26 protein-coding genes are annotated in these 21,769 nt (G+C 66.9%); 8 read left to right on the top strand and 18 right to left on the bottom strand.

The window, feature by feature from the left end; all coding sequences use genetic code 11:
• Nucleotides 1-2: 2 nt before the first annotated feature.
• Nucleotides 3-629, bottom strand: a complete 627-nt coding sequence (lexA, locus tag WC971_01840) for a transcriptional repressor LexA (GenBank protein MFA5843555.1) — start codon at nucleotides 627-629, stop codon at nucleotides 3-5.
• Nucleotides 630-885: 256 nt separating this feature from the next.
• Here lexA and WC971_01835 point away from each other — a divergent pair, with 256 nt between their 5' ends.
• From WC971_01835 to WC971_01805, 7 genes are all read left to right on the top strand, one after another.
• The gene (locus WC971_01835) at nucleotides 886-1,254 is read left to right on the top strand and encodes a LysM peptidoglycan-binding domain-containing protein (GenBank protein MFA5843554.1); all 369 of its coding nucleotides are present in this window, start codon (nucleotides 886-888) and stop codon (nucleotides 1,252-1,254) included.
• 135 nt (nucleotides 1,255-1,389) lie between these two features.
• Nucleotides 1,390-1,830 carry a transcriptional regulator NrdR gene (gene nrdR / locus WC971_01830; GenBank protein ID MFA5843553.1) on the top strand — a complete coding sequence of 147 codons (441 nt, stop codon included), beginning with the start codon at nucleotides 1,390-1,392 and terminating at the stop codon, nucleotides 1,828-1,830.
• A gap of 48 nt (nucleotides 1,831-1,878) precedes the next feature.
• On the top strand, nucleotides 1,879-4,005 hold the full coding sequence (nrdD, locus tag WC971_01825) for an anaerobic ribonucleoside-triphosphate reductase (GenBank protein ID MFA5843552.1): 2,127 nt from the start codon (nucleotides 1,879-1,881) through the stop codon (nucleotides 4,003-4,005).
• A gap of 29 nt (nucleotides 4,006-4,034) precedes the next feature.
• On the top strand, nucleotides 4,035-4,280 hold the full coding sequence (locus WC971_01820) for a thioredoxin family protein (GenBank protein MFA5843551.1): 246 nt from the start codon (nucleotides 4,035-4,037) through the stop codon (nucleotides 4,278-4,280).
• 17 nt (nucleotides 4,281-4,297) lie between these two features.
• Entirely contained in the window at nucleotides 4,298-5,035 is a 738-nt protein-coding gene (locus tag WC971_01815; GenBank protein ID MFA5843550.1) for an anaerobic ribonucleoside-triphosphate reductase activating protein, read from the top strand.
• A gap of 1 nt (nucleotide 5,036) precedes the next feature.
• Entirely contained in the window at nucleotides 5,037-5,468 is a 432-nt protein-coding gene (gene dut, locus WC971_01810) for a dUTP diphosphatase (protein ID MFA5843549.1), read from the top strand.
• A 10-nt stretch (nucleotides 5,469-5,478) separates the two neighbouring features.
• Entirely contained in the window at nucleotides 5,479-5,952 is a 474-nt protein-coding gene (locus WC971_01805; protein MFA5843548.1) for an NUDIX hydrolase, read from the top strand.
• A gap of 294 nt (nucleotides 5,953-6,246) precedes the next feature.
• On the opposite strand, the gene WC971_01800 is transcribed toward WC971_01805, so the two are convergent.
• The 13 genes from WC971_01800 to WC971_01740 form a co-directional block, all read right to left on the bottom strand.
• Nucleotides 6,247-6,576 (bottom strand): hypothetical protein, encoded by a 330-nt coding sequence (locus WC971_01800; GenBank protein MFA5843547.1) that lies wholly within the window; start codon nucleotides 6,574-6,576, stop codon nucleotides 6,247-6,249.
• Between the two features lie 2 nt (nucleotides 6,577-6,578).
• Nucleotides 6,579-7,064, bottom strand: a complete 486-nt coding sequence (locus tag WC971_01795; protein MFA5843546.1) for an SH3 domain-containing protein — start codon at nucleotides 7,062-7,064, stop codon at nucleotides 6,579-6,581.
• Between the two features lie 93 nt (nucleotides 7,065-7,157).
• Nucleotides 7,158-7,703 (bottom strand): hypothetical protein, encoded by a 546-nt coding sequence (locus WC971_01790; protein ID MFA5843545.1) that lies wholly within the window; start codon nucleotides 7,701-7,703, stop codon nucleotides 7,158-7,160.
• Nucleotides 7,704-7,731: 28 nt separating this feature from the next.
• The gene (locus tag WC971_01785) at nucleotides 7,732-9,033 is read right to left on the bottom strand and encodes a phenylacetate--CoA ligase (protein MFA5843544.1); all 1,302 of its coding nucleotides are present in this window, start codon (nucleotides 9,031-9,033) and stop codon (nucleotides 7,732-7,734) included.
• On the bottom strand, nucleotides 9,030-9,797 hold the full coding sequence (locus WC971_01780) for an ABC transporter ATP-binding protein (GenBank protein ID MFA5843543.1): 768 nt from the start codon (nucleotides 9,795-9,797) through the stop codon (nucleotides 9,030-9,032). The genes WC971_01785 and WC971_01780 overlap by 4 nt, the downstream gene beginning before the upstream one ends.
• The gene (locus WC971_01775; GenBank protein ID MFA5843542.1) at nucleotides 9,790-10,554 is read right to left on the bottom strand and encodes an ABC transporter ATP-binding protein; all 765 of its coding nucleotides are present in this window, start codon (nucleotides 10,552-10,554) and stop codon (nucleotides 9,790-9,792) included. Before WC971_01775 ends, WC971_01780 begins: the two co-directional genes overlap by 8 nt.
• A gap of 2 nt (nucleotides 10,555-10,556) precedes the next feature.
• Nucleotides 10,557-11,537, bottom strand: a complete 981-nt coding sequence (locus tag WC971_01770) for a branched-chain amino acid ABC transporter permease (protein MFA5843541.1) — start codon at nucleotides 11,535-11,537, stop codon at nucleotides 10,557-10,559.
• Between the two features lie 45 nt (nucleotides 11,538-11,582).
• Complete coding sequence (locus WC971_01765) at nucleotides 11,583-12,464, bottom strand: branched-chain amino acid ABC transporter permease (GenBank protein ID MFA5843540.1); 882 nt, start codon at nucleotides 12,462-12,464, stop codon at nucleotides 11,583-11,585.
• Between the two features lie 144 nt (nucleotides 12,465-12,608).
• Complete coding sequence (locus WC971_01760; GenBank protein MFA5843539.1) at nucleotides 12,609-13,811, bottom strand: ABC transporter substrate-binding protein; 1,203 nt, start codon at nucleotides 13,809-13,811, stop codon at nucleotides 12,609-12,611.
• Nucleotides 13,812-13,880: 69 nt separating this feature from the next.
• Nucleotides 13,881-14,297 carry an amino acid-binding protein gene (locus WC971_01755; protein MFA5843538.1) on the bottom strand — a complete coding sequence of 139 codons (417 nt, stop codon included), beginning with the start codon at nucleotides 14,295-14,297 and terminating at the stop codon, nucleotides 13,881-13,883.
• The gene (locus WC971_01750) at nucleotides 14,294-14,884 is read right to left on the bottom strand and encodes an indolepyruvate oxidoreductase subunit beta (protein ID MFA5843537.1); all 591 of its coding nucleotides are present in this window, start codon (nucleotides 14,882-14,884) and stop codon (nucleotides 14,294-14,296) included. The genes WC971_01755 and WC971_01750 overlap by 4 nt, the downstream gene beginning before the upstream one ends.
• 3 nt (nucleotides 14,885-14,887) lie before the next feature.
• Nucleotides 14,888-16,642, bottom strand: a complete 1,755-nt coding sequence (gene iorA, locus WC971_01745; GenBank protein ID MFA5843536.1) for an indolepyruvate ferredoxin oxidoreductase subunit alpha — start codon at nucleotides 16,640-16,642, stop codon at nucleotides 14,888-14,890.
• A 148-nt stretch (nucleotides 16,643-16,790) separates the two neighbouring features.
• Nucleotides 16,791-17,927, bottom strand: a complete 1,137-nt coding sequence (locus WC971_01740) for an NlpC/P60 family protein (protein ID MFA5843535.1) — start codon at nucleotides 17,925-17,927, stop codon at nucleotides 16,791-16,793.
• Nucleotides 17,928-18,051: 124 nt separating this feature from the next.
• Between WC971_01740 and WC971_01735 the strand changes: the two genes are divergently transcribed.
• Nucleotides 18,052-19,143, top strand: a complete 1,092-nt coding sequence (locus WC971_01735) for a septal ring lytic transglycosylase RlpA family protein (GenBank protein ID MFA5843534.1) — start codon at nucleotides 18,052-18,054, stop codon at nucleotides 19,141-19,143.
• A gap of 8 nt (nucleotides 19,144-19,151) precedes the next feature.
• Here the strand turns inward: WC971_01735 and WC971_01730 are convergent, their stop codons facing one another.
• The 4 genes from WC971_01730 to WC971_01715 all read right to left on the bottom strand — a co-directional run bounded on the left by WC971_01730 (nucleotide 19,152) and on the right by WC971_01715 (nucleotide 21,759).
• Nucleotides 19,152-19,667 (bottom strand): adenine phosphoribosyltransferase, encoded by a 516-nt coding sequence (locus WC971_01730; protein ID MFA5843533.1) that lies wholly within the window; start codon nucleotides 19,665-19,667, stop codon nucleotides 19,152-19,154.
• 96 nt (nucleotides 19,668-19,763) lie between these two features.
• Nucleotides 19,764-20,750, bottom strand: coding sequence for a potassium channel protein (locus WC971_01725; GenBank protein MFA5843532.1), 987 nt, complete (start codon nucleotides 20,748-20,750; stop codon nucleotides 19,764-19,766).
• Nucleotides 20,750-21,331 carry a hypoxanthine phosphoribosyltransferase gene (gene hpt / locus WC971_01720; GenBank protein ID MFA5843531.1) on the bottom strand — a complete coding sequence of 194 codons (582 nt, stop codon included), beginning with the start codon at nucleotides 21,329-21,331 and terminating at the stop codon, nucleotides 20,750-20,752. The genes WC971_01725 and hpt overlap by 1 nt, the downstream gene beginning before the upstream one ends.
• Nucleotides 21,328-21,759 (bottom strand): hypothetical protein, encoded by a 432-nt coding sequence (locus tag WC971_01715; GenBank protein ID MFA5843530.1) that lies wholly within the window; start codon nucleotides 21,757-21,759, stop codon nucleotides 21,328-21,330. Before WC971_01715 ends, hpt begins: the two co-directional genes overlap by 4 nt.
• Between the last annotated feature and the right edge of the window lie 10 nt (nucleotides 21,760-21,769).

Here is a 21,769-nt window from a genome sequence, read left to right as displayed (position 1 = left end):
CGTCACACGACGCGGCGGAAGAGCGAGACGACCTTCCCGAGGATGCTCACATCGGTGGCGTAGATCGGCTCCATGGTGCGATTCTCCGGCTGCAGCCGCACGCGATCGGACTCCTTGAAGAACCTCTTCACCGTGGCGGAATCGTCGAGCATCGCCACGACGACATCGCCGTTGTCGGCGGTCGCCTGCTGCCGTACGACGACGAGGTCGCCGTCGAGGATGCCGGCATCGACCATGCTGTCCCCGCGGACCTTGAGGATGAACGTCTGCTCCCCGGCGACGTCGACCGGCAACGCCATCGTGCCCTCGAGGTTCTCCGCAGCGAGTATCGGCATGCCTGCCGCCACCTGCCCCACGATCGGCACCTCTCGCACGGCCGAGTAGTCCACGGCGCGGTCAGTGTCGCGGTAGTCGAGCACTTCGAGCGCGCGCGGCTTGCTGGGATCGCGCCTCAGGAACCCCTTCGCCTCCAGGGCGGCGAGGTGGGAGTGGACCGTCGATGACGACGAGAGGCCGACCGCCTCTCCGATCTCTCGAACCGCCGGCGGGAAGCCGCGACGGTGGACCTCAGCGCGGATGAAATCGAGGATCTGGCGCTGGCGGGGCGTGAGCTCGCGCTGGTATGTCACGGTGCACCTCCTGGGCCGAGGGCTGACGGGCGCCCGGCGCGATGACGCCCGAACGTAGGTTCGCGGCAAGTGTATATCAGCGATCCCCGGCGCGCAAACACCCGTTCGCTTCTCGCTCTTGCATGCGAACGTGTGTTTGGTATGATGTCGTTAGGAGAACGTGTGTTCGGTGTCACCTCGACGTGTCAGACCTGCGCTATAGGCTGTGCCCGAGAGTGACCGGCCCGTGTTCCGGGCCTTGTGAGAGGAGATCCGGATGAACACCACGAGCCTGACATCCATCCACGGACGCACGTGCGCCCGGGCACACGCGACGCGAGCGTCGCGACATGTCACGGTCGCGGAGGGCACGATACTCGCAGCCGTATGCCTGCTCGTCCTGACGGCGGCGCTGGCACCGAACCTTCGCGCGCCCCAGGGACCGTCCGGCACCACGACGGTCCTCGTACGGCCGCATGAGTCACTCTGGGCGATCGCGGTGAGCCATCCGTGCCCAGGCCGGACCACCGCCGAGACCGTCGACGCGATCCGATCGCTCAACGGCTTGAGCGACGCCACCCTGCACGTCGGCACGGTACTCCGCGTGCCGGCGGGAGAGACGGTCGCCGCCGTCGCGCAGCGCTGAGCGCCGGCCCCTGAGGCCTGGCCGCCGTCCGCACGCCGCACACGCCCGTTCGTCGGATTCGGCGGACGGTTCCTGGCAACCCCTATATCTTGTGTGCTAGGCTCCTGGGAGGGCCTAGATGTGGGGGTGAAGGTCGTGCGGTGCCCGTTCTGCGCTCACGGGGAGACCAAGGTAGTCGACTCTCGCGAATCGCAGGACGCGATACGCAGACGCCGTGAGTGCCTGGAGTGCACTCAGCGATTCACGACCTACGAGAGGCGCGAGGAATCGCCGCTCATGGTGATCAAGAAGGACACCAGCCGCGAGCCCTTCGACCGCAACAAGCTGATCGCGGGACTGATGACCGCTTGCGCGAAGCGCGACATCTCCCTGGAGCAGCTCGAAGCCCTGCTCGACGACATCGAGGCCGAGTTGCACAACTCGTTCAGATACGAGATCGAGACCAAGGTGCTCGGTGACATGGTGCTGACGCGCCTCAGGGACCTCGACAAGGTGGCGTACGTGCGTTTCGCGTCTGTCTACAAGTCCTTCCAGGACCTGGACGAGTTCACATCGGAGTTGAAGGCGCTCAAGTAGGGAAGCCCGGCACGCGGCATCTCACAGGAGAGGGGACCGGATCCGGACATGGTCATGGAGCGGGTCGTGAACGTCATCAAGCAGGCGGCCGCTCCGCATCATGCGGATAGCACCGATATCGCGCTACTCGTCTCGACGACGTCCCGCCAAGAGATAGACCCGTGGGACCGGCGCAAGATATCCGGCTCGCTCGTCAAGGAGACCGGCATCGATCCGTCGACCGCTGAGGAGATCGCCCACGCGGTCGAGGACCGCATCGACCGGAGCAACCTCATGACGGTCACCACAGCCATCATCAGGGAGATGGTCGACCTCGAGTTGCTCGACCGTGGGATGACCCTCGCGCACCGCAAGCACTCTCATCTCGGCTTGCCGATGTGGGATGTCGAACAGATCATCGGCAACGCGAACAAGGAGAACTCCAACACTACGCACAACCCCGAGTCGATCAACCTCACTTTGGCCGAGACGATCCTCAAGGAGTTCGCGCTCCGCAGGGTGTTCACGGAGGACGTCGCGGAGGCGCACTACGTCGGAGACATGCACCTCCACGACCTCGGATTCATCATCAGACCGTATTGCGGCGGCCACAGTCTCGAGTACATCAAGAAGTTCGGGCTGAATCTGCCCAACATCACCTCGATCTCCAAGCCCGCGAAGCACCCCGAGGTCCTCATCGGCCACATGGTCAAGATGGCGTCCGCGCTGCAGGCGCACTATGCGGGTGCGGTCGGCTGGGAAGCGGTCAACATCTTCTTCGCGCCCTACCTCGTGGGGAAGACCGACGAACAGCTCGATCAGCTGGCGCAGATGCTCATCTTCGAGTTCAACCAGCTCGCCGGCGCTCGCGGCAGCCAAGTGGTCTTCACGGACTTCAACCTCTACTTCAACATCCCCAAGCATTTCGCCGACACCCCCGCCATCGGGCCGGGCGGCGTCTACACCGGCAAGACGTACCGCGAATACGAGCGCGAAGCACAGGCCTTCCTGCGTTCGATGTTCCGCATCTACCGCGGCGGGGACGCGTCGGGCAAGACGTTCGTCTTCCCGAAGCCGCTCCTGCACATCAGCGAGGACTTCTTCCGCACCCCCGGGCACGAGGAGTTCCTCGACATGGCCTGCGAGGTCGCGAGCAAGCAGGGGATCACGTACTTCGTCTTCGATCGCGGCGACGAGGTGACCGTCTCGCAATGCTGCAGGCTCAAGTTGAAGCTGAGCCAGGAGCAGATAGACCAGACGAAGACGCCTGAGGTCATGCGCTTCTCGGCGCTCCAGAACGTGACGGTCAACCTGCCGCGGATCGCGTTCAAGGCCCGAGGAAACGACCAGACGCTCTTCATGGAGATCAATCGCACCTTGGAGCTCGTCGCCAAGGCGCACGTCCAGAAGCGCGCGTTCATCGAGGAGCTCGTCGCACTCGGCCCCGCGGGCCCGCTCGGACTCCTGACGCAGAACCTCGACGGCACGCCTTACCTGCGCATGGAGAAGCTGACCTATCTCGCGGGACTCATCGGCCTGAACGAGATGGTCCAGGCTCACCGAGGCGAACAACTGCATGAATCGGACGAGGCACTGCGCTTCGGGCTCAAGGTCGTCTCGGCCATGAGCCTGAAGTGCCGCGAGCTCTCGGAGCGCTACGGGATCCACCTCGTGCTCGAGGAGAGTCCCGCGGAATCGGCCGGCTACCGACTCGCCAAGCTCGACATGAAGTACTGGCCGGTTCAAACGGCCAGTGTGGTGAAGGGGAACCTCACCTCGGGCGATTTCTACTACACGAACTCCGTGCACCTGGCGGCTGACGCGCCCGTCGACTACATCGAGCGTGTCGAGCGCCAGTCGCTCTTCCATCCGCTCATCGAGGCGGGTGCGATAGTCCACGTATGGCTCGGCGAGCACGAGCCCGATCCCCGGGCCATCCGGAGCTTCGTCGAGAAGACCTTCCGCAACACCCAATGCTCGCAGATAGCCTTCAGCCCCGAGTTCACCGTCTGTGAATCGTGTCATCGCACGTCCCGCGGACTCAAGGCGCAGTGCCCGCTGTGCGGCTCGCTGGACGTCTACGGCGTGACGCGGATCGTCGGGTACTTCAGCAAGGTGCAGACGTGGAACCACAGCAAGGTAGGCGAGCTGTACGACCGGGTCCGGACGGATCTCGGCTATGTCTTGGCGTCCTGACGAGGCCTGCGAAGGAAAAGGGGAGCGACGTGAACGTCAAGCTGTTCGTCAAAGAGGACTGCCCACGCTGCCCCGCGGCCAAGATGGCGTGCGCGGGCATCGACGGGGTCGAGGTGTTCGACGTCGGGGAGATGGACGGTCTAGCCGAAGCTTCGTTCTACGGAGTGCTCGCCACGCCCTCCGTGCTCGTCGTCGACATGCAGGGACGCGAGGTCGCTTCGTGGCGCGGAGAGGTGCCTGACCGCGGACGCCTCAAAGAACTCGTCGCGCACTGAGGTAGGGGAGGAGGACCGTGGGACCGATCGCGGAAAGGGACGGCACCGGGATAGCGGCCGCGCCGACCGCGCGTCTTGCGGGGTGGCAACCCTCGGGGATGCTCGACTGGGAAGGTCATCTCACATCGACCATCTTCCTCGCGGGATGCCCGTATCGCTGCCCGTACTGCCACAATCCCGCGCTCCTGTCATCGCACGCATCCAACGGCGCCTGGCGGTCCTTCGCCGCGCACGTCCAAGAGAAGCGCCGGTGGCTCGACGGAGTCGTCGTGACGGGGGGCGAGCCCTGTGACGATCCCGATCTCATCGCCTTGCTCGCGGCTCTCGCCGATCTAGGCGTCAAGGTCAAGCTCGACACGAACGGCTCAAGGCCCGACGTGCTGCGACACGTGTTCGCCGAGGGTCTCGTCGCATACGTCGCCCTCGATGTGAAGACCATCCCGTGCCGCTACTCCGCGCTGACCGGGTCGCCTACCGCCGCCGCAGACGTGACCGACAGCGTCGAGACGATCCTCGCGAGCGGTGTCGCGCACGAGTTCCGCACCACGGCGTTCCCGCCTGCGGTCGCGCTGGACGATCTCGCGGACATCGCTGCGAGTCTGCGCGGCGCAAGGCGCTACGCCGTCCAGCAGTTCCGTCCGGACGTCACTCTCGAGCCGGCCGCGGCGCGCGTTCGCCCATATCACCCGTACGACCTGCGCGAAGCCGTACGCGCATGCGCGGTCCACGTCCCCACCGTGCTGAGAGGAGCCTGACTTGCGACTCGAGGTACTTCGGCTCGACCCGGGACTGCCTCTGCCTTCGTACGCCCACGACGGAGACGCCGGCCTCGACCTCCATTCCGCCGAAGACGTGACGATCGCCCCCTTCGAACGGGTTCTCGTGCCGACAGGCATCGCACTGGCGATCCCCGAGGGATATGCCGGCTTCGTGCAGCCCCGCAGCGGGCTCGCGGTCAAGCATGGCCTGAGCCTCGTCAACACCCCCGGACTCATCGACAGCCACTACCGCGGCGAGATCAAAGCCATAGCGGTCAACCTCGACCCCCACACACCGATAGTCATCCAGCGAGGAGACAAGGTCGCGCAGCTCGTCATCCAGCCGGTCGCGCGTGTCGATGTCGCCGAGGTGCTCGAGCTCGACGCCACCGCACGGGGGGAGCGGGGTTTTGGCAGCACGGGCATCTGACGCCCCACGGGTGCGCGTCGCAGCGGCCATCCTCATCGGCGGACGCTTCGTTCTCGTGCGCCACAGGGGTCGCGATGGAGCGGCGTACCATCTCCTTCCCGGCGGTGGCGTCGAGCTCGGCGAGACACTCGCCGAGACTCTCGAGCGCGAGGTGCGCGAAGAGACGGGTCTCGAGTGCACGGTCGGCGCACCGCTTATCGTGAACGACACCATCTTTCCCGACCGCTCGCGCCACATCGTCAACCTCACCTTCGCCTGCAGCATGACCGGGGGAGACATCACCTCCTCGCCGGCCGATCCCGTCGTCGAGGCCGTCGATCTCGTCGATCCCTACTCGCTCGAATGCTTCGACCTGCGCCCGCCGATAGGCGCGGCGCTGCTCGAAGCATTCGAGGCAGGCTTCTCCGGACCGGCGCGCTACCTCGGTTCCGTCTGGACAACGGGGCGCGACGGACCCGAGGCTCTCCGAGAAGGCGGACCGTGAGCGCGGCCTTCCTCGTCGCATTCCTGCAGGGCGCGATCACGAAGCTCGTCGGCTGACGAGCGCACCACGAACGGCGCAACGTCGGGCCGCAGAGGCTGAGGTACCCGACTTCGCGATGAACGGCGGCCCCGGGCTGCGGATAACCGCGGTCTGGGGCCGGGCTTTCCCTGCCTGAGACCGCCCTCACACTCACACCCTTACGCCCGATAATGTATCTTATGTCAGGTACCAATCGCAGTACCCGTCCCCGTGTGTCCGATGGGTACCACGTTGGGAGAGACCGACCCTCCGGGCCTAGAGACCGCTTTCCGGGGCCGGGAAGTGACGCGCTTCGAATCCGGACTTGGTCATCTCGGAAAGATCCATCTCAAGACGCTCGACGAATGCCCGGGCGCTCTCGGCATCCGGGAATCGTGCTAAGTCCGTCACCGCGGTGTCGTCGTCGAGCCGGACGGCTTCCACCCGGTATGTCTCGACCTCGTGCGGCTCCTGGTGCGGCGGCGTGCGGTACAGGATGTCGTCCCGCCATTCGAGATCGGGTTCGTCCTGCTCGTCGAGGCGCACTACCCGCACTCGATAGAACTCCGCCGCATCGCCTATCACCGGCCGATCCTCCACGCCCATCCCTAGCGTCCGCCGGGCTCTACGCGGATGTATCGCTCGCTCGAGGTGACCCAGCCGACGAGTCCGGTCGTGTCACGGACCCTCAGCCATCCATCCGAGCGTCCCACGATCTCGAGGCGTTCGTCGAGCAGGAGCGGCCGGATGATGACCGAACCGCGCTCGGGCGCCTTGCGGAAGTTCAGACCACCGATCACGACGACCGCGGTATCGGCTGCGGGGCTCGTCTCGGTCGACGCCGAGGACGTCGGCTCGACCGCGGGCGGCTTGGCCGTCGGCGAGTTCCCGTTCGGGACGGCGTTCGGAGTGACTGACGCGGCCACAGAACGCTCGCGAGAACGCGCCGCTTTGGCCGCGGAGCGATAGCCTTTGAGCGCCGACACTGTGAGCGTCAACACCAGCAGAAGGACCGCGAGCGCGGCGACACGCTTCGCAAGAGCCAGGACCGCACTGCGTGGGACCGTCGTGGATGGTGTGAGCGGCGGATCCAAGCCCGGTCCTCCTCATGTGTGCGCGGCCGCTGCGTGCCGCCGTCACCTGGGAATCTATCACACTCGTGGCCAGGGCTGCAGGCACCGGCCCGTTCAGATGTAGAGTCCGCCCCCGTACACCGCGGGATCCTCGACACCGTATTCGACACACAGGCGGTGCAGTTCCTCGCTCGCTCTCAGCGCGACACCCTCGGGAGCCGTGAGATCCACCGCGGCAAGAGCATCAAGGGCTGCGGACGGTGTGGGAGCATCCCCCGCCTTCCCGGCCTCCCCCGCCACGGCACGCGCCGCGGCCTCCAGAAGGTTCGCTGCGGTCCACAAGCGCTTCGGAAGCGCGGCCGTGCGCAGCTCCTCCGCCGTGATCGTCATCCTCTGCGCGATGTCGGCCAGAGTCCGGCGCTCCTCGGTCCTGGGGTTCTGCGCGAACGCGACGAGTGTCGAGTCCCCCGCCCCAGCGAGGATCTCGACGACGCTCTCGAGCGCACGCGCCTGCGACCGGACGTCCTCGCGGCTTCCGACGAGTCCGATGAGGTAGCGCCGCACCTGGCGGCGCCACAGGGCGCGAGCCGCATACGCTACCGATGCGGCGACGACGAGCGCGAGCACGACCGAGACAAGGGCGACGACGGGGGTCGGCAAGACGAGACCTCCTGAGAGGAAGAGGGCCCTAAGCGAGCCCGCGCTGATCGATCACCCTCTGGGCCTTCCCTGCCGTCCGCTCTATGGCGCCCGGCTCGACGAGGACGACCCGTGCATGCAGGCCCACGACCGAGTGGATGCGATCCGACACGCGCTTGGAGAAGGCTACCATGTCTGCCATCACGTCGGAGAATATCTCCGGAGCGACCTCGATACGGAGTTCGGGGTCGTCCATGCCGGCCTCGCGTGCGACCACGATCAGGTAGTGCGGCTCCACTCCCTCGATCTGGGCGAGTACGTCCTCGATCTGACTCGGGAAGACGTTCACCCCACGGATGATGAGCATGTCGTCCGTCCGCTTGCGGACCGGGCGCATACGCGCGAGTGTCCGCCCGCACGAGCACGGCTCCGTGTCGACTGTCGTGAGATCGTGCGTGCGGTAGCGCAGAACGGGGAACGCCTCCTTGGTCACCGTGGTTATGACGAGTTCCCCTTCGGTACCCGGTTCCACCGGGTCGCCTGTCACGGGGTCGACGACCTCCCACAGGAAGTGGTCCTCGTTGATGTGGAGTCCGTCCTGCGCCTCGCACTCCCCCGACACCCCAGGACCCATGACCTCGGAGAGACCGTAGTTGTCGGTGGCGACCACGTGCAGCCGACTCTCGATCTCGCGACGTGTCTGCTCGTTCGTGGGCTCCCCGCCGAAGAGACCGACTCTCAGCGGGAGCTTCTCGAAGTCGACACCTGCGCTCTCCCCCACCTCGGCCATGTACAGGGCATATGAAGGCGTGCACACAAGCCCGGTCGTGCCGAAGTCCTGCATCATCATCAGGTGGCGCTCCGTGTTGCCGCTGCCTGCGGGGATGACGGTCGCGCCTATCCGCTCGAGTCCGTAGTGCATGCCCCACCCGCCTGTGAACATCCCGTAGAGGAACGCGACCTGGACTCGGTCGCGCTCCGTGATGCCCGCCGCCGACGCCACCCGGGCGGTGCACTCCGTCCAGGTAGCGATATCCCCCCGGGTATATCCGACGACGATCGGCTTGCCCGTCGTGCCCGACGACGAATGGATCCGGACCACCTGCTCCAAGTCGACCGCGAAGAGCCCGAAGGGATACGTGTCCCTCAGCGCCGTCTTGTCGGTGAACGGCAGGCGGCGCAGGTCGTCGAGGCTGCGGACGTCCTTCGGCCGCACGCCCGCGGCGTCGAGGGTATCCCGGTAGTACGGGACACGTTCGTGGACCCACGCGACTGTCGAGCGCAGACGCCGCTCCTGCAACTCACGCAACCGCTCGCGGTCCATGGTCTCGTATTCCGCGTTCCAGATCATGCGCGAGATCCCCCCTCGTCCCGATCGTGATGCCAGTCCCCGAGGTAGATGAGACGTACGTCGTCGTCGGCGAGCAGACTCGCCGACGTGCCCGAAAGAGCGATCCGGCCCGTGCGCATCACGTATCCGCGATCCGCATGCCTCAGCGCGACCTGCACGTCCTGCTCGACGAGGAGGATCGTGAGCCCGCGCGAACGCAGCACGTCAAGTGTCTTGAGTATCTCGCCGATCACCTTCGGAGCAAGCCCGAGGGACGGCTCGTCGAGGAGGAGAAGGCGCGGCCGGCTCATGAGCGCCCTAGCCACCGCAAGCATCTGCTGCTCCCCGCCCGACAGCGTCTCCGCGTCCTGTCCGAGCCGTTCGGCGAGAACCGGGAAGAGTTCGCACACCATCCGAAGGTCCTCTTGGATCTCCTCTTTCGCCGAGGGACCACGCCGCACGTACGCTCCGAGCAGAAGGTTCTCGAGAACGCTCATCGGGCCGAACAGCATCCTGCCCTCCGGAACGAGCGCGACCCCGGCCCGGACCATCCGTTCGGGCGCGAGACCGGTGGTCACGGTACCGTCCACGACGATACGCCCGCTCCTCGGCGTCACGAGGCCGACGATCGCCTTGAGCAGTGTGGACTTGCCCGATCCGTTCGCGCCGATGAGCGTGACCACCTCGCCCTTCGCCACCTCGATGTCCACGTCGTGCAGGACCGCCGCATGCCCGTACCCGGCTTGAAGACCCTCCACTCTCAGCATCTCGGTCGCCTCAGACATCTTCGCGTCCTTCACCGAGATACGCCTCGATGACGGCCGGGTCCTTCTGGATGAGCAGCGGGGGGCCCTCGGCTATCTTGCATCCCTGGCTCAGGACGACGATCTCATCTGAGACCCGCATCACGAGTCCCATGTCGTGTTCGACGACGACGATCGTCGTCCCGAGATCGCGGATGCGAAAGAGCACGTCGGCAAGGCGAACGGTCTCCGCCGTGTTCAGCCCCGCCGCCGGCTCGTCGAGAAGGAGCATCCGGGGTCGCGACGCAAGGGCCCGCGCGATCTCGAGCAGCCTCCGCAAGCCGTGCGGGAGGTCGGCCGCCGGGACGTCCTCCTGCCCTTCCATTCCCACGAGACGCAGCATCCTCGAAGCCGCCTCGCGGCCCTCGCGCTCCTCGCCCGCCGTCCCGGGGAGCCTGAATGCGGCGGCCACCATGCCCGCCCTGCCCCGGATGTGACCTCCCACGAGCACGTTCTCGAGTACGGTCATCTCCTCGAATAGCTGGGTGTTCTGGAACGTACGCGCGACCCCGGCCCGAACGATGCGGTGCGGCCGCATGCGAGTCAGGTCCCTTCCACCGAAGGTGATGTTACCCTCATCGACCCGCTCGAACGCGGTCATCAGGTTGAAGAGCGTGCTCTTGCCCGCCCCGTTCGGCCCGATGATCGCCTTGATGCTGCCTTCATCGACGCCGAACGTGACCCGGTCGACCGCGGTCAATCCGCCGAATCGCTTCGTCACGCCGCTGACGGAAAGCATCCTCACGCTGCTTCCTCCCCTCGCGCGTCGCCGACGCGCGACCGGCCCACCGCGGCCATGAGCCGTCGAGCGGCCCCGGCCATCCCGCCGGGGAGGAAGAGCATGACGAGGATGATCGTCAGCCCGTAGATATCGGTCTCCCAGTCCTGGAGAACGGCGACGGCGCTCCGCGGCAGACCCGGAACGAGCGCGTCGAGATACGGAAGGAGCGAGAGGACGACGGCCGCGGCGATCGGTCCGACAAGAGAGCAGGTGCCTCCGAGGACGACCATCGCGACCAACAGTATCGAGAGTTCGAGAGTGAACGACGAAGGCGAGACGAACCCGACGAGTTGCGCGTACAGGGCTCCCCCGAGACCTGCGAGGACCGCGGAGAGAGTGAATGCTTGAGTCTTCACCCGCACCACGTCGACACCACACGCCTGCGCCCCGAGCTCCGAGCCGTGGATCGCGCGCATCGCGAGCCCGGGTCGCGAACGCACCACGTTCGCGGCGAGGAACACCACGGCGACCGCCGTCGCCCAGACGAGCACGTAGTTCCCCGTCGCACTCGATACCGACAAGTTCCCCACAGCAGCGGGAGGTATGCCCGACAGCCCGTTCACGCCCCCGGTGACCCCCCGCGCCTCAACGAAGGCGACGCTCATGATCTCGCTGAACCCCAGCGTCGCCATCGCCAGGTAGTGACCCTTTAGCCGCAAGCTCGGGAGCGCCAGAACGAGTCCTCCTCCGGCGGAGATGAGGAGCGCGCACGAGAGACCCACGAACCACGGCCGATGCAGCGTCGCCGTGACGTAGCCCGAAGCGTACGCGCCGATGCCGAAGAACGCCGCGTGGCCCAGCGAAATCTGCCCGGCGTATCCGAAGAGCAACGACAGCCCCACGACGACGATCACGTTCAAACCGACGAACGCGAGGATCTTCAGCAGGTAGCCGTCCTGCGTCAGGAACGGCACCGCCGCCACGGCGAGCGTGGCGAGCATCGGCCCTCCCTTGCGAAGTACGCGAAGATCCCCGGGGCCCACCGGCTACACCTTCTCCCGGTTGGCACGGCCGAGGATCCCCTGCGGTCTCACGAAGAGGACGGCCAATAGGACCGCCAGCGAGATGACATCCTTGTACGTCGAAGAGAGGAACGCTATCGACATGCTCTCGAGCAATCCGAGCAGTATGCCCCCGACGACGGCGGCTACCGGGTCCCCGAGACCCCCGAGGATCGCCGCGGAGAAACCCTTGAGACCGATCCTGGCCCCGACGTCGAACGACGTCTGGGTCAGCGGCGCAACCGCAAGGCCGCCGATAGCGCCGAGTGCAGCGGCAAGACCGAAACCGATCATGACGATCCGTGCGGTGTCGATCCCCATCAGGCGCGACGCCTCGTGGGAGACCGCGCACGCACGCATAGCCCGGCCGAGCCCGGTCTTGCGGTAGACGACGGCGAGCACCACGACCGCCACGGCCGTGAGCGCCCAGACCCACAGAGTCTGCCGCTCCACCGTCGCCCCGAGCACGGACAGGGAGGCCCCCGCGGTGAACGGCGGGAGCGCCAGCTCGTCGGGGCCGAATGCGTGGCGAGCGAGCGACTTGAGAGTGATCGAGCCGCCTATGGTCATGATGATGAGCGTCAGCGACCCCGAATCGCGCCGAGGGCGCAACGCGAGACGCTCGAAGACCACACCTGCCATCGCCGTCCCCGCCACTCCGAAGAGCAGCGCCGGGAACAGCGGGAGTCCCATCGTCCGGAGCGCGAACACGGAGAGCATCCCGCCGAGCATGAAGAACTCACCCTGCGCGAAATTGATGATGCCGGTAGAGGCGTAGACGATGGTGAACCCGAGTGCGACGAGCGAATAGATGGCCCCGTTCTTGAGGCCGGAGATGGCGAACTGCAGCAGCAACGTCGCGTTCACGCCCACGCTTTCTCGATGGTGTCACGTCGACAGGTAGCCCCGGCCCCTCTTGGCGCCGGGGCTACCTGCCAGTGCGTCAGTCCTGCACCCTCCAAGCGCCGCCATCGATCCGATGGATCACCGGATCCACGGCGCTTCGCGCCGCTACTGGGCCAGGACCCATTCGCCGCTCTTCACGGTGTACATCACGATATCCTTGACCGTGAGCCCACTGTGGTCGGTCGCCGAGAACGTGAAGGTACCGCCGATGCCCACGAGGCCGCTCGTACCTTCGATGCGATCGCGAAGGTCGGCAGCGGTCGCGCCCTCGGGGAGGCCCTCCAGCGCCGCGGCCGTGATGTGGAGTGCGTCGTACGCGTGACCCGCGAAGGTGTTCGGGGCCTCACCGTACTTCGTCGTGTACCTGTTGATGAAGTCCTTGGCGACGTCGTATCCCTCGGTCCCCTGCCCGTACGCCTCGGGGACGAGGACCTTGCCTGCCGCGAAGGTGTATCCCTCGGCGGCCGTCCCAGCGCCCTTGACGAACTCCTTGCGCGCATTCCCGTGGCTGCCGAAGAGAGGCAGGCCGATCTTGAGCTGCTCGGCGTTCTTCACGACGATGGCCGCCTCCGCGCCCGAGGTCAGGACCCACACCGCTTGCGCGTTCGAAGCCTTGAGCTTCGTGAGCTGTGCCGTCATGTCCGTGTCGCCGGGGTTGAACGTCTCGTCCGCGACGATCTGCACTCCGACGGTAGCGGCCTTCTTGACCGCCACGTCGTGCGCGTCCTTGCCCCACGCGCCGCTGTCGGAGATGATCGCGACCCGCGCGATGCCCTTCGCCTTCATGTAGTCGAGGATGTACGGCATAACGATGCGGTTGGGCCAAGGCGTCTGGAAGACCCACTTGTCGAGCGGGTCCGATATGACCGAGCCGCCGGCCATGGAGACCTGCGGGACGCCCGCCTTGTCGACGGTGCCGCGGATCGCCATCGAAGAGCCGGAACCGCTCGTTCCCAGCAGCGCGATGACCTTCTCCTGCTCGATGAGGCGCGTCGCGGCAGCAACGGCCTTCGTCGGATCGTTCGCGTCGTCCTCATAGACGACCTCGAGCGGATGGCCGTCGACGCCACCAGCATCGTTGATCGCCGCAACCTCGAGCTCGATGGCGTTCTTCTCCGGAGTGCCGAGTCCCGCGTACGTTCCGGAGAGCGCCAGGATCGCGCCGATCTTGTAGGGGGCTTTCGCCTCCTCCTTAGCGGGCTCCGTCCCCGCCTTCGAAGCGCCCTTGGCGCACCCGGAGGTCGTCACGACCGCCGCGAGCAGAACCACGCATGCTAGAAGCCGCAATTGCCGGTTTACCGCTCTCATACCCGTTACCTTCCTTCCCCTCGTGCCTGCCCGGTGATATCGAGACGCGTCCCGCGGCGCATGTGCACCTCACGAGCGCGCGATCTCCTCCTGTGAGACGAGGCGGACCGGTCTGCCCTCGAGAAGCCTCAGGGCACGGTCGACGTCCGCGACGTTCAGTACGACGTACGTGGAGACGAGCGAGTAGACATACTCGATGTTCACGCCCGCTCCTGCTACGACCTTGAGGACGCCGGCAAGACCACCCGGCTGGTCAGGCAACAGGATACAGATGACAGACGTCTCCTTCACCGTGAACCCGTGCTCCTTGAGCAGGACCGCGGCTTCCTCCGGCTTGTCCACGACGAGGCGGAGGATCCCATAGTCGGCGGTGTCCGATATGGAGAACCCCCGGATGTTCACACCCGCCACGCCCAGAACGTCCGTCACCTCGCTGACGCGTCCGGACTTGTTCTCGATGAAGACCGAGAGCTGCGTGACCTTCACGACTCGCACACCCCTCTTTCGCACGCCGCACGACCGAGGTCGAACGCCCGCAGGTTGGCATCCACGGTCTTGCTAGGCACCCGCACCGCGATCACGTCGTGCCACGCGTCGAGGCCGAAAGACAGCCCGAACGACGCGGCACCGAGAAGGACGACGTTGGCCGAACGCGGGCTGCCGGCCTCGCATGCGAGCGCCTCGGCGTCGATGAACACAGCGCCCTCGTCCGCGAGGACTGCCTCGAGACCGCTCGGATACGGCAACGTACCCGTGAGAACGGGCAGCGGGGCGATGGTCCGCGAGTTGACGACGAGCCGGCCGTCGGGCTTCAGGAACTGGATACGGCGTGCCGCCTCGATGACCTCGAACGCGATGAGGTGGTCGGCCACCCCGGGATCGATGACCGGCGAGTGAACGCACTCTCCGAAGCGGACGATCGTGTCGACGGATCCGCCGCGCTGGGCCATGCCATGGACCTCGGAGAGCTTGACGTCGTGTCCGGATCTCGCCGCGACCATGGCGAGCACGTCACCCGCGAGGATGGTCCCCTGGCCGCCTACCCCGCACAGCATCACGGTGGTCACCGGCATCCGTCACACCCCGCCCAGGTCGCAGGCGGGACCGGACGTGACGATCGCGTCGTATCGGCACACCTGCAGGCAATCGCGGCAACCGACGCACAGGTCGGTGTCGATGGCCGCCTTCCCGTCCGTCTCCTTCGACAGCGCGGGACACCCTAGCTTGAGGCACGCGCCGCACGCGGTGCACGCCTCCTCGTCGATCGCGTACGGGTGCTCCCGCTCGCGGATGAGCAACGCGCACGGCGACCTCGCTATCACCAGACTCGCTTCTCCGGACGAGATCTCCTCGCGCAACGCTTCCTCGGTGCCCAAGAGGTCGTGCGGGTCGAGCGTGCGGACGCGAGGAACACCCAGGGCGCGCGCGAGGGCCTCGATGTCGATGCACGACACCGCGTCACCTTGGAGCCTTCGTCCCGAGACGGGGTTGCCCTGTTGCCCGGTCATCGCCGTGGTCCGGTTGTCCAGCACGACCACCGTAGCGGCGCCCCCGTTGAACGCGAGATGTGTGAGTGCCGTGATCCCCGAGTGGGCGAATGTCGAATCTCCGATGACCGCGACGACCGGACGACCGTCAGACCCTCCGGACGCGGAGAGCCCGTGAGCCATACCGATACTCGCGCCCATGCACACGCAGGTGTCCATCGAGGCAAGTGGAGGCAGCGCGGCCAAGGTGTAGCAGCCGATGTCCCCCGTGACCACCGCCTTGAGCTTCCGCAAGGCGTGGAAGACGCCTCGATGCGGACACCCCGGGCACAGAAGCGGAGGGCGTGGCGGGAGACCCTCCAGGGGTTCCCGCTGCGGCGGCGCGGGTATCCCGAACGCCGCCGCCACCCTCCCCGGAGAGAGCTCGCCGATCCTCGGGATCGCGATGTCCTCGATGGAGACGCCCGCGCCACGAACCCTCGACGTGAGGTATGGGTCGAGTTCCTCGACGACGGCGACACGCTCGACACCGGAAGCGAAATCACGCACGAGACCCTCGGGGAACGGGAACGTCGACCCGAGCTTGAGGATCGACGCCTCAGGCAGCGCCTCGCGCACGTAGTGGTATGCGACACCCGACGTGACGATACCGAGATCGGAGCCTCGCTTCTCGACGCGGTTCTCCGGGCAGGTCTCTACATGGGCGGCGAGCTTCTCGAGACGTTCCTCGAGCCCGACGCGCCGGCAGCGTGCGTTCGCCGGCATCATCACCCACTTCGCGACGTCCTTCTCGTACGGTGGCTTCTCGGGTCGCCTCGTCGGCTCCCCCGTCTGGACGAGGCACGTGCCGTGAGAGACCCGAGTGGTCGAACGTAAGAGGACCGGCGTGTCGAAGGCCTCCGATATCTCGAAAGCGCTCCTGGTGAAGTCGAGCGCCTCCTGACTGTCGGAAGGCTCGAGGACCGGCACGCGAGCGAACGCCGCGTAGTTGCGGCTGTCCTGCTCGTTCTGGGACGAATACATCCCCGGGTCGTCCGCGACCACGATCACGAGACCGCCGCCGACCCCGGTGTAGGCGAGCGTGAAGAGCGGGTCGGCCGCCACGTTCAGGCCGACATGCTTCATGGTGACCAGCGCCCGGCGGCCTCCGAGGCTCGCCCCGGCGCCTACCTCGAGAGCGACCTTCTCGTTCGGCGCCCATTCGGCCGTCACGTCCGGCATCGCGGCGAAGGCTTCCAGCACCTCGGTCGAAGGCGTGCCCGGGTAGCCCGCACCGAAGTGCGCCCCCGCCTCCCAGGCGCCCCGTGCGATGGCTTCGTTTCCGGACAGGAGTTCTCGGGTCACGGGCTCCCCTGCCGGGCGGCACCGCGAACGTGCGGCGTCGCCGCTGGTCGGCCTGATAGGTTGGGACGCATGATACCACAGCGCCCATGCAGTGGAGCCGATAGCGCGGGACGCGCCGCGAACGGCGCACGGACGGCGGCGAGCGGTGTCAGAAGCGGGAAGCGCCCACGTAGTCGCCCCGTTGGGCGATGCGCTCCGTGAGCGAACTCACTCGCACGCGATCCCCTGTAGCCGGAGCGTGCAGGTAGTTCCCGTCCCCCACGTAGATGCCGACGTGATGCACGCGGGCCGGATCCGCATCGGTCCCGAAGAAGACGAGGTCACCCGGGCGCAGGTCCTCGACCCTGTCCGCGGCGATGTGCGTCCCGCAGCGGTACTGAGACCTGCTCGCCCGCGGCAGAGCGATCCCGCACTGCGCGAAGACGAACTGCACGAGTCCCGAGCAGTCGAAACCCGCCGGCGACGTCCCTCCCCACTGATACGGCACGTCGAGGAAGCGCAACGCCACGTCGACGATCCCCGAGCGACCCGCGTACGACTCCGGATCGACCCCGTCGTTCTGGGACTCGTGGCTCGCGGCCTGCTCCCGCGCACGACGAGCGGCCTCCGCCGCCAGCCGCGCACGCTCCAGCGCAGCAGCGCGCTGACGCTCCTGCTCTTCGCGAACGAGTCGCGCGATGTCCGCGTTCAGCGAGTCCAGATACACCTGGCGCTCGCGCACCACGACCTCCACGCGATCCCTGCGGACCTTCGCCTCCGCGCGAAGGACGACCTGCTCCGATTCTCTCGCTTCGAGCGAGAGTTCGGCCTCCTCCACCGCGGCTCGCGCGACCCTCACGCGGGCCACGAGATCGGCGTCGCCACGGTTCACGCGCACCAGCCATTCGAGCCTGGTCAGAAGGTCCTCGAACGATGTCGTCCCGAGCAGTACGTCGAGAAAGCCGAGGTCTCCGCCGCCGCGATAGATGTCCGCCGCGCGCCGGTCGAGCTGCGCCTCGCCGGATGCCAGTTCGCGGTCCGCCGCTTCCAGACGAACACGAGTCTCGGCGATGCGCGCACGCGTCTGACCCAGCGCCTCGGTGATGGCGTCGTATTCCTCCGCCTTGATCTCGAGTTCGTTGCCCATGCGTTCGAGGGTCGCCTGGACGCTGGACGCTTCGGCACGCTTGGCGCCTATGGACGCGTTGGTGACGGGAGCCGCAGCGACAGTAGCAGTCCCCATAGAACCCGCGAGGACGCATGCGGTCACGGTCATGATGACGCGGCTGCGGGCGAGGTGTCGCACGGCTGCCTCCGGGCTGCGTCGTCGTCTGCGTCGGGGAGGCCCCGGACAGGGCCGCCACGGATATCCTACCATAGCTCCCCGCTCCGGTATCCTGGGACGGGACACCTACGTGAGGAGAAGTCGCATGACGCGAGGAGCGTGGCTGGCGGCAAGCGCGCGCATCGCCGGCGTGCTCGTCGCGGTGCTGACGCTCGGCGTGCCCGTGCGCTCCCTCTCTCTGCCGCTGAAGGCCACGTTCGTCACCTCTTCCACGGTATCGCCGACCACTGCCTCCGACCCCGAGACCATGCGAGCCGTGGACCTGCAGCACGAGATCGAGGACCTCGAAGGCGAATCGGTGGCCATCGACGAACGCGTCGCCGTGACGAGCCTGCGCATCTACGAGCAGCAGGTCCTCGTCGACGCCGCCCGTTCGGCTCTTGATGCGGCGAGGGCGGAGTACGACTCCCGACTCGTGCAGATCTACAAGACCGGCGCGGCCGATCCGTTGCTCGTGCTCCTCGGCGCCTCCTCGATCGCCGACCTCGTCTCGCGCGCCAGCGTCTTCACCCGCCTCGCGGACGTGTACCGGGAGGCTTTCGGACGCGCGCGGCTGGCCGCCGCCGAGGCGGACTTCGAGGCGCGGATCCTCGATGACCTCCGAGCGCAGGATGTCGCGCTGCGCGACATCAAGGACAGACGTCTCGCGCGATCGCGCGAGCTTCTCGAGGAGCAGAGCCGGATACTGGCGCGCCTCGACGCGGCATCTCAGGCGGTCGTCCAGCGCGTGCGCGAGACCGGTGCGCGCACCCGGCGCGAGTGGAGGGCCGGTTCCGTCCCCTTGAGCGCGGAGATCCCGATGGTGGCGGCCACCGTGCGACCCTACCTCGACAGGACGTACACCGTCCCCAGCCACCGACCGCGCGTCTACTCGTCGACCGGCATGCGGTTCACGGCGGTGTGCTCCTGGTACGGCAACGAGTTCAACGGGCGGCCCACGGCGTCCGGGCAGATATTCAACCAGAACGACCTGACCTGCGCGTCCCGGACGCTGCCTTTCGGCACGCTCCTAGCGCTCTCCCGCGCCGGACACCGCATCGTCGTCGTCGTGAACGACCGCGGTCCGTTCATCTCCGGCCGGGACCTCGACCTATCGCGCGGCGCTGCCCGCGCCCTCGGATTCAGCGGCGTCGAGGCGGTCGAAGCTGAGTTCGTCGAGGTGGTCCAGGAGCAGTGACCCGCTGGTCACACGACGTGGATGAGAGACACGACGCGCTCGTCCCCAAGCTTCGAGCGTCCGCCGAGGAAGTCCAACTCCAACAGGAACGCATATCCCGCCAGGTCGGCTCCTGAGCGTCGTGCGAGGTCGGCCTTGGCGGCCGCGGTCCCACCGGTCGCAAGGACGTCGTCGATGATCAACACGACATCACCGGGACCCACGGCGTCCTCGTGCATCTCGAGGGAATCCGTGCCGTACTCGAGTTCGTACGAAGCGCTCGTCGTGTTCCAGGGGAGCTTGCCGGGCTTGCGGGCGGGGACGAATCCCGCTCCCAGCGCGTACGCGAGCGCGCCTCCGAGGATGAATCCCCGCGCCTCGGCTCCGAGGACCTTCGTGACCCCCGCGCCACGATACGGTTCGGCGAGCATGTCGATCGCCTGCCGGAAACCGTCTGTGTTCGCCAGCAGGGGCGTGATGTCCTTGAAGAGGATCCCTTCCTTCGGGAAGTCGGGGATGTCGCGGATGTATGCCTCGAGGTCCACGGTCGCTCCTTCGGGTGTCGGTGATCTCCGGTCGCGTCTTGGTGCCGAATCACAGGGTAGCCGACCTGCCTCCCCGGCCGCCAGGGCGACCGGGCCTCAGACGGAACCCGCGAGAGCGTCGAGTTGCGCGCGGGTCCCTAGCGCGACGAGCCGATCGCCCGCAGACAGAGTGGTGTCGGGCGTCGGATCCGGGTCCATCCTCCCCTGCCCGCGATGCACTGCGAGTATGACCGCGCCGGTCGCCTCGCGGATACGCATGTCTGAGATCGTACGGCCGTCGTACGGGGAGCCCACGGGCACGGCCACCTCCTCGAGGCGGAACTCTATGCCGTCACCATGTGTCACCAGGTCGAGATAGTCCGAGACCACGGGATGCAGCACCATCGCCGCCATTCGGCGCCCGCCGATCACGGTCGGAGTCAGGACGCGGCTCGCTCCGGCCTTCCGCAGCTTCGGCTCGGACGACTCAGCGGAGGACCGCGCGACGATGAAGAGGTCCGGGTTCTGAGCGTGAGCCGTGACCGTCACGAACAGGTTGTCCGCGTCGGTGTCGAGCGCCGTCACGAGACTCCGGGCGCGCGTCACGCCGGCCGCGAGCAGCGTCTCTTCTTCGGTCGCGTCGCCCGAGAGTACGAGCCAACCCCGCTCCGTGGCCCGTGCGACGCTGTCTTCGGCCGAGTCGATGACGACGAACTGAGCGCCCTCAGCCTCGAGGGCGCGTGCGACGACCGAACCGACACGCCCCATTCCCGCCACGATGTGATGGTCGCGCAGTGCCTCGATACGCTTGTGCATGCGACGCTCCTCCAGGAAGCCCTTCAGATGCCCCTCGACCATGAAGTCGACGATCGTGCCGAACGAGAAGCCGAGAGCCCCCACGCCGGCGAGGATGAGCGCCATGGTGAACGCCTGCCCTGCCCGTGAGAGCGGCTCGACCTCCCGGAACCCCACCGTGCCGATGGTGATGACCGTCATGTAGAGCGCATCCATCAGGGGCCAGCGCTCGATGAGCACGTACCCCACGGTGCCGAGCACGAGCACGCTCACCAGTGCGCCCACCGCAAGAGCGAGACGCCGCAGCATCAGCGGTTCCCCGCCCGAGCCGCCAGCGTCGCTTCGAGGACTCCCTCGTCGAGACTCGCCACGTACGGCAGGTTGCGCAGTGTCCCCGCAAGGTCGAGACCGTACCCGACCACGAAGCTGTCGGGTATCCGGAACCCGCGATACTCGATGCGAACGTCGGCGATACGACGGACGTCCTTGTCGAGCAACGCGCACACCTCCAGACTCGCAGGGCCTCGGGCCGCGAGCATGCCGAGGATGAAGTTCAAGGTCAGACCCGTGTCGACGATGTCCTCTACGACGACGACCGACGCCCCCTCGATGGGTCCGTCGAGGTCCTTCGTCACCCGGACATGCCCTCCCGGCGCGCCGACGTACGTCGAGACCGCCATGAACTCGAGCCTGAGCGGCAGGTCGATCGCGCGACACAGGTCCGCAAGGAAGAATACGCCACCGCGTAGGACGGTGACGAGGACGAGTTCCCGACCGGCATGGTCCACGGTGATCCGGCGGCCGAGCTCGCGGACCCGCTCGCCGATCGAGCTCTCGGGCACGAGGACGCCGGCGACCCCTTCCGGAAGGGGACTCGAGGAGTCCCTCACGGCTCGGTTCCCGCGGCGCCGTCGAGGCCGCCTCCGTCCTGGTGCGGCACCTCTCGCACCGGCAGCCCGAACCGCAGCAGCAGCTTGCGGAAGTCCTTCTGGTAGAAGATCTTGACGTGCACGTCCGGATAGAGCTCGCGCAACCGGCGGACCTTCCGGTTCTTCTTCGTCACGAGCTTCTGGCTCATCGTCGTGAGCTCGATGTAGAGATCGAGGTCGGGCAGGTAGAAGTCGGGTGAGAACGAGGCTATCACCGAGCCGTCACTGTCCCATTCGATGGGGAACACGGTCGGTTCGTACTCCCAGCGGATGCGATAGAAGTCGAGTATGCGCGCGGCTACGCGTTCGCTGGGGTGCGCGAACTCGGTCGCCGCGACCCGGTCGGAGACGGGCAGGTCGTCCGCGTCGTGTGCCGCGTGCTCCGCCATCCTTCTCCTC

It is taken from the genome of Coriobacteriia bacterium, assembly GCA_041658765.1.
Lineage (GTDB): Bacteria > Actinomycetota > Coriobacteriia > Anaerosomatales > JBAZZO01 > JBAZZO01.
This window is presented reverse-complemented; position numbering and strand designations above follow the sequence as displayed.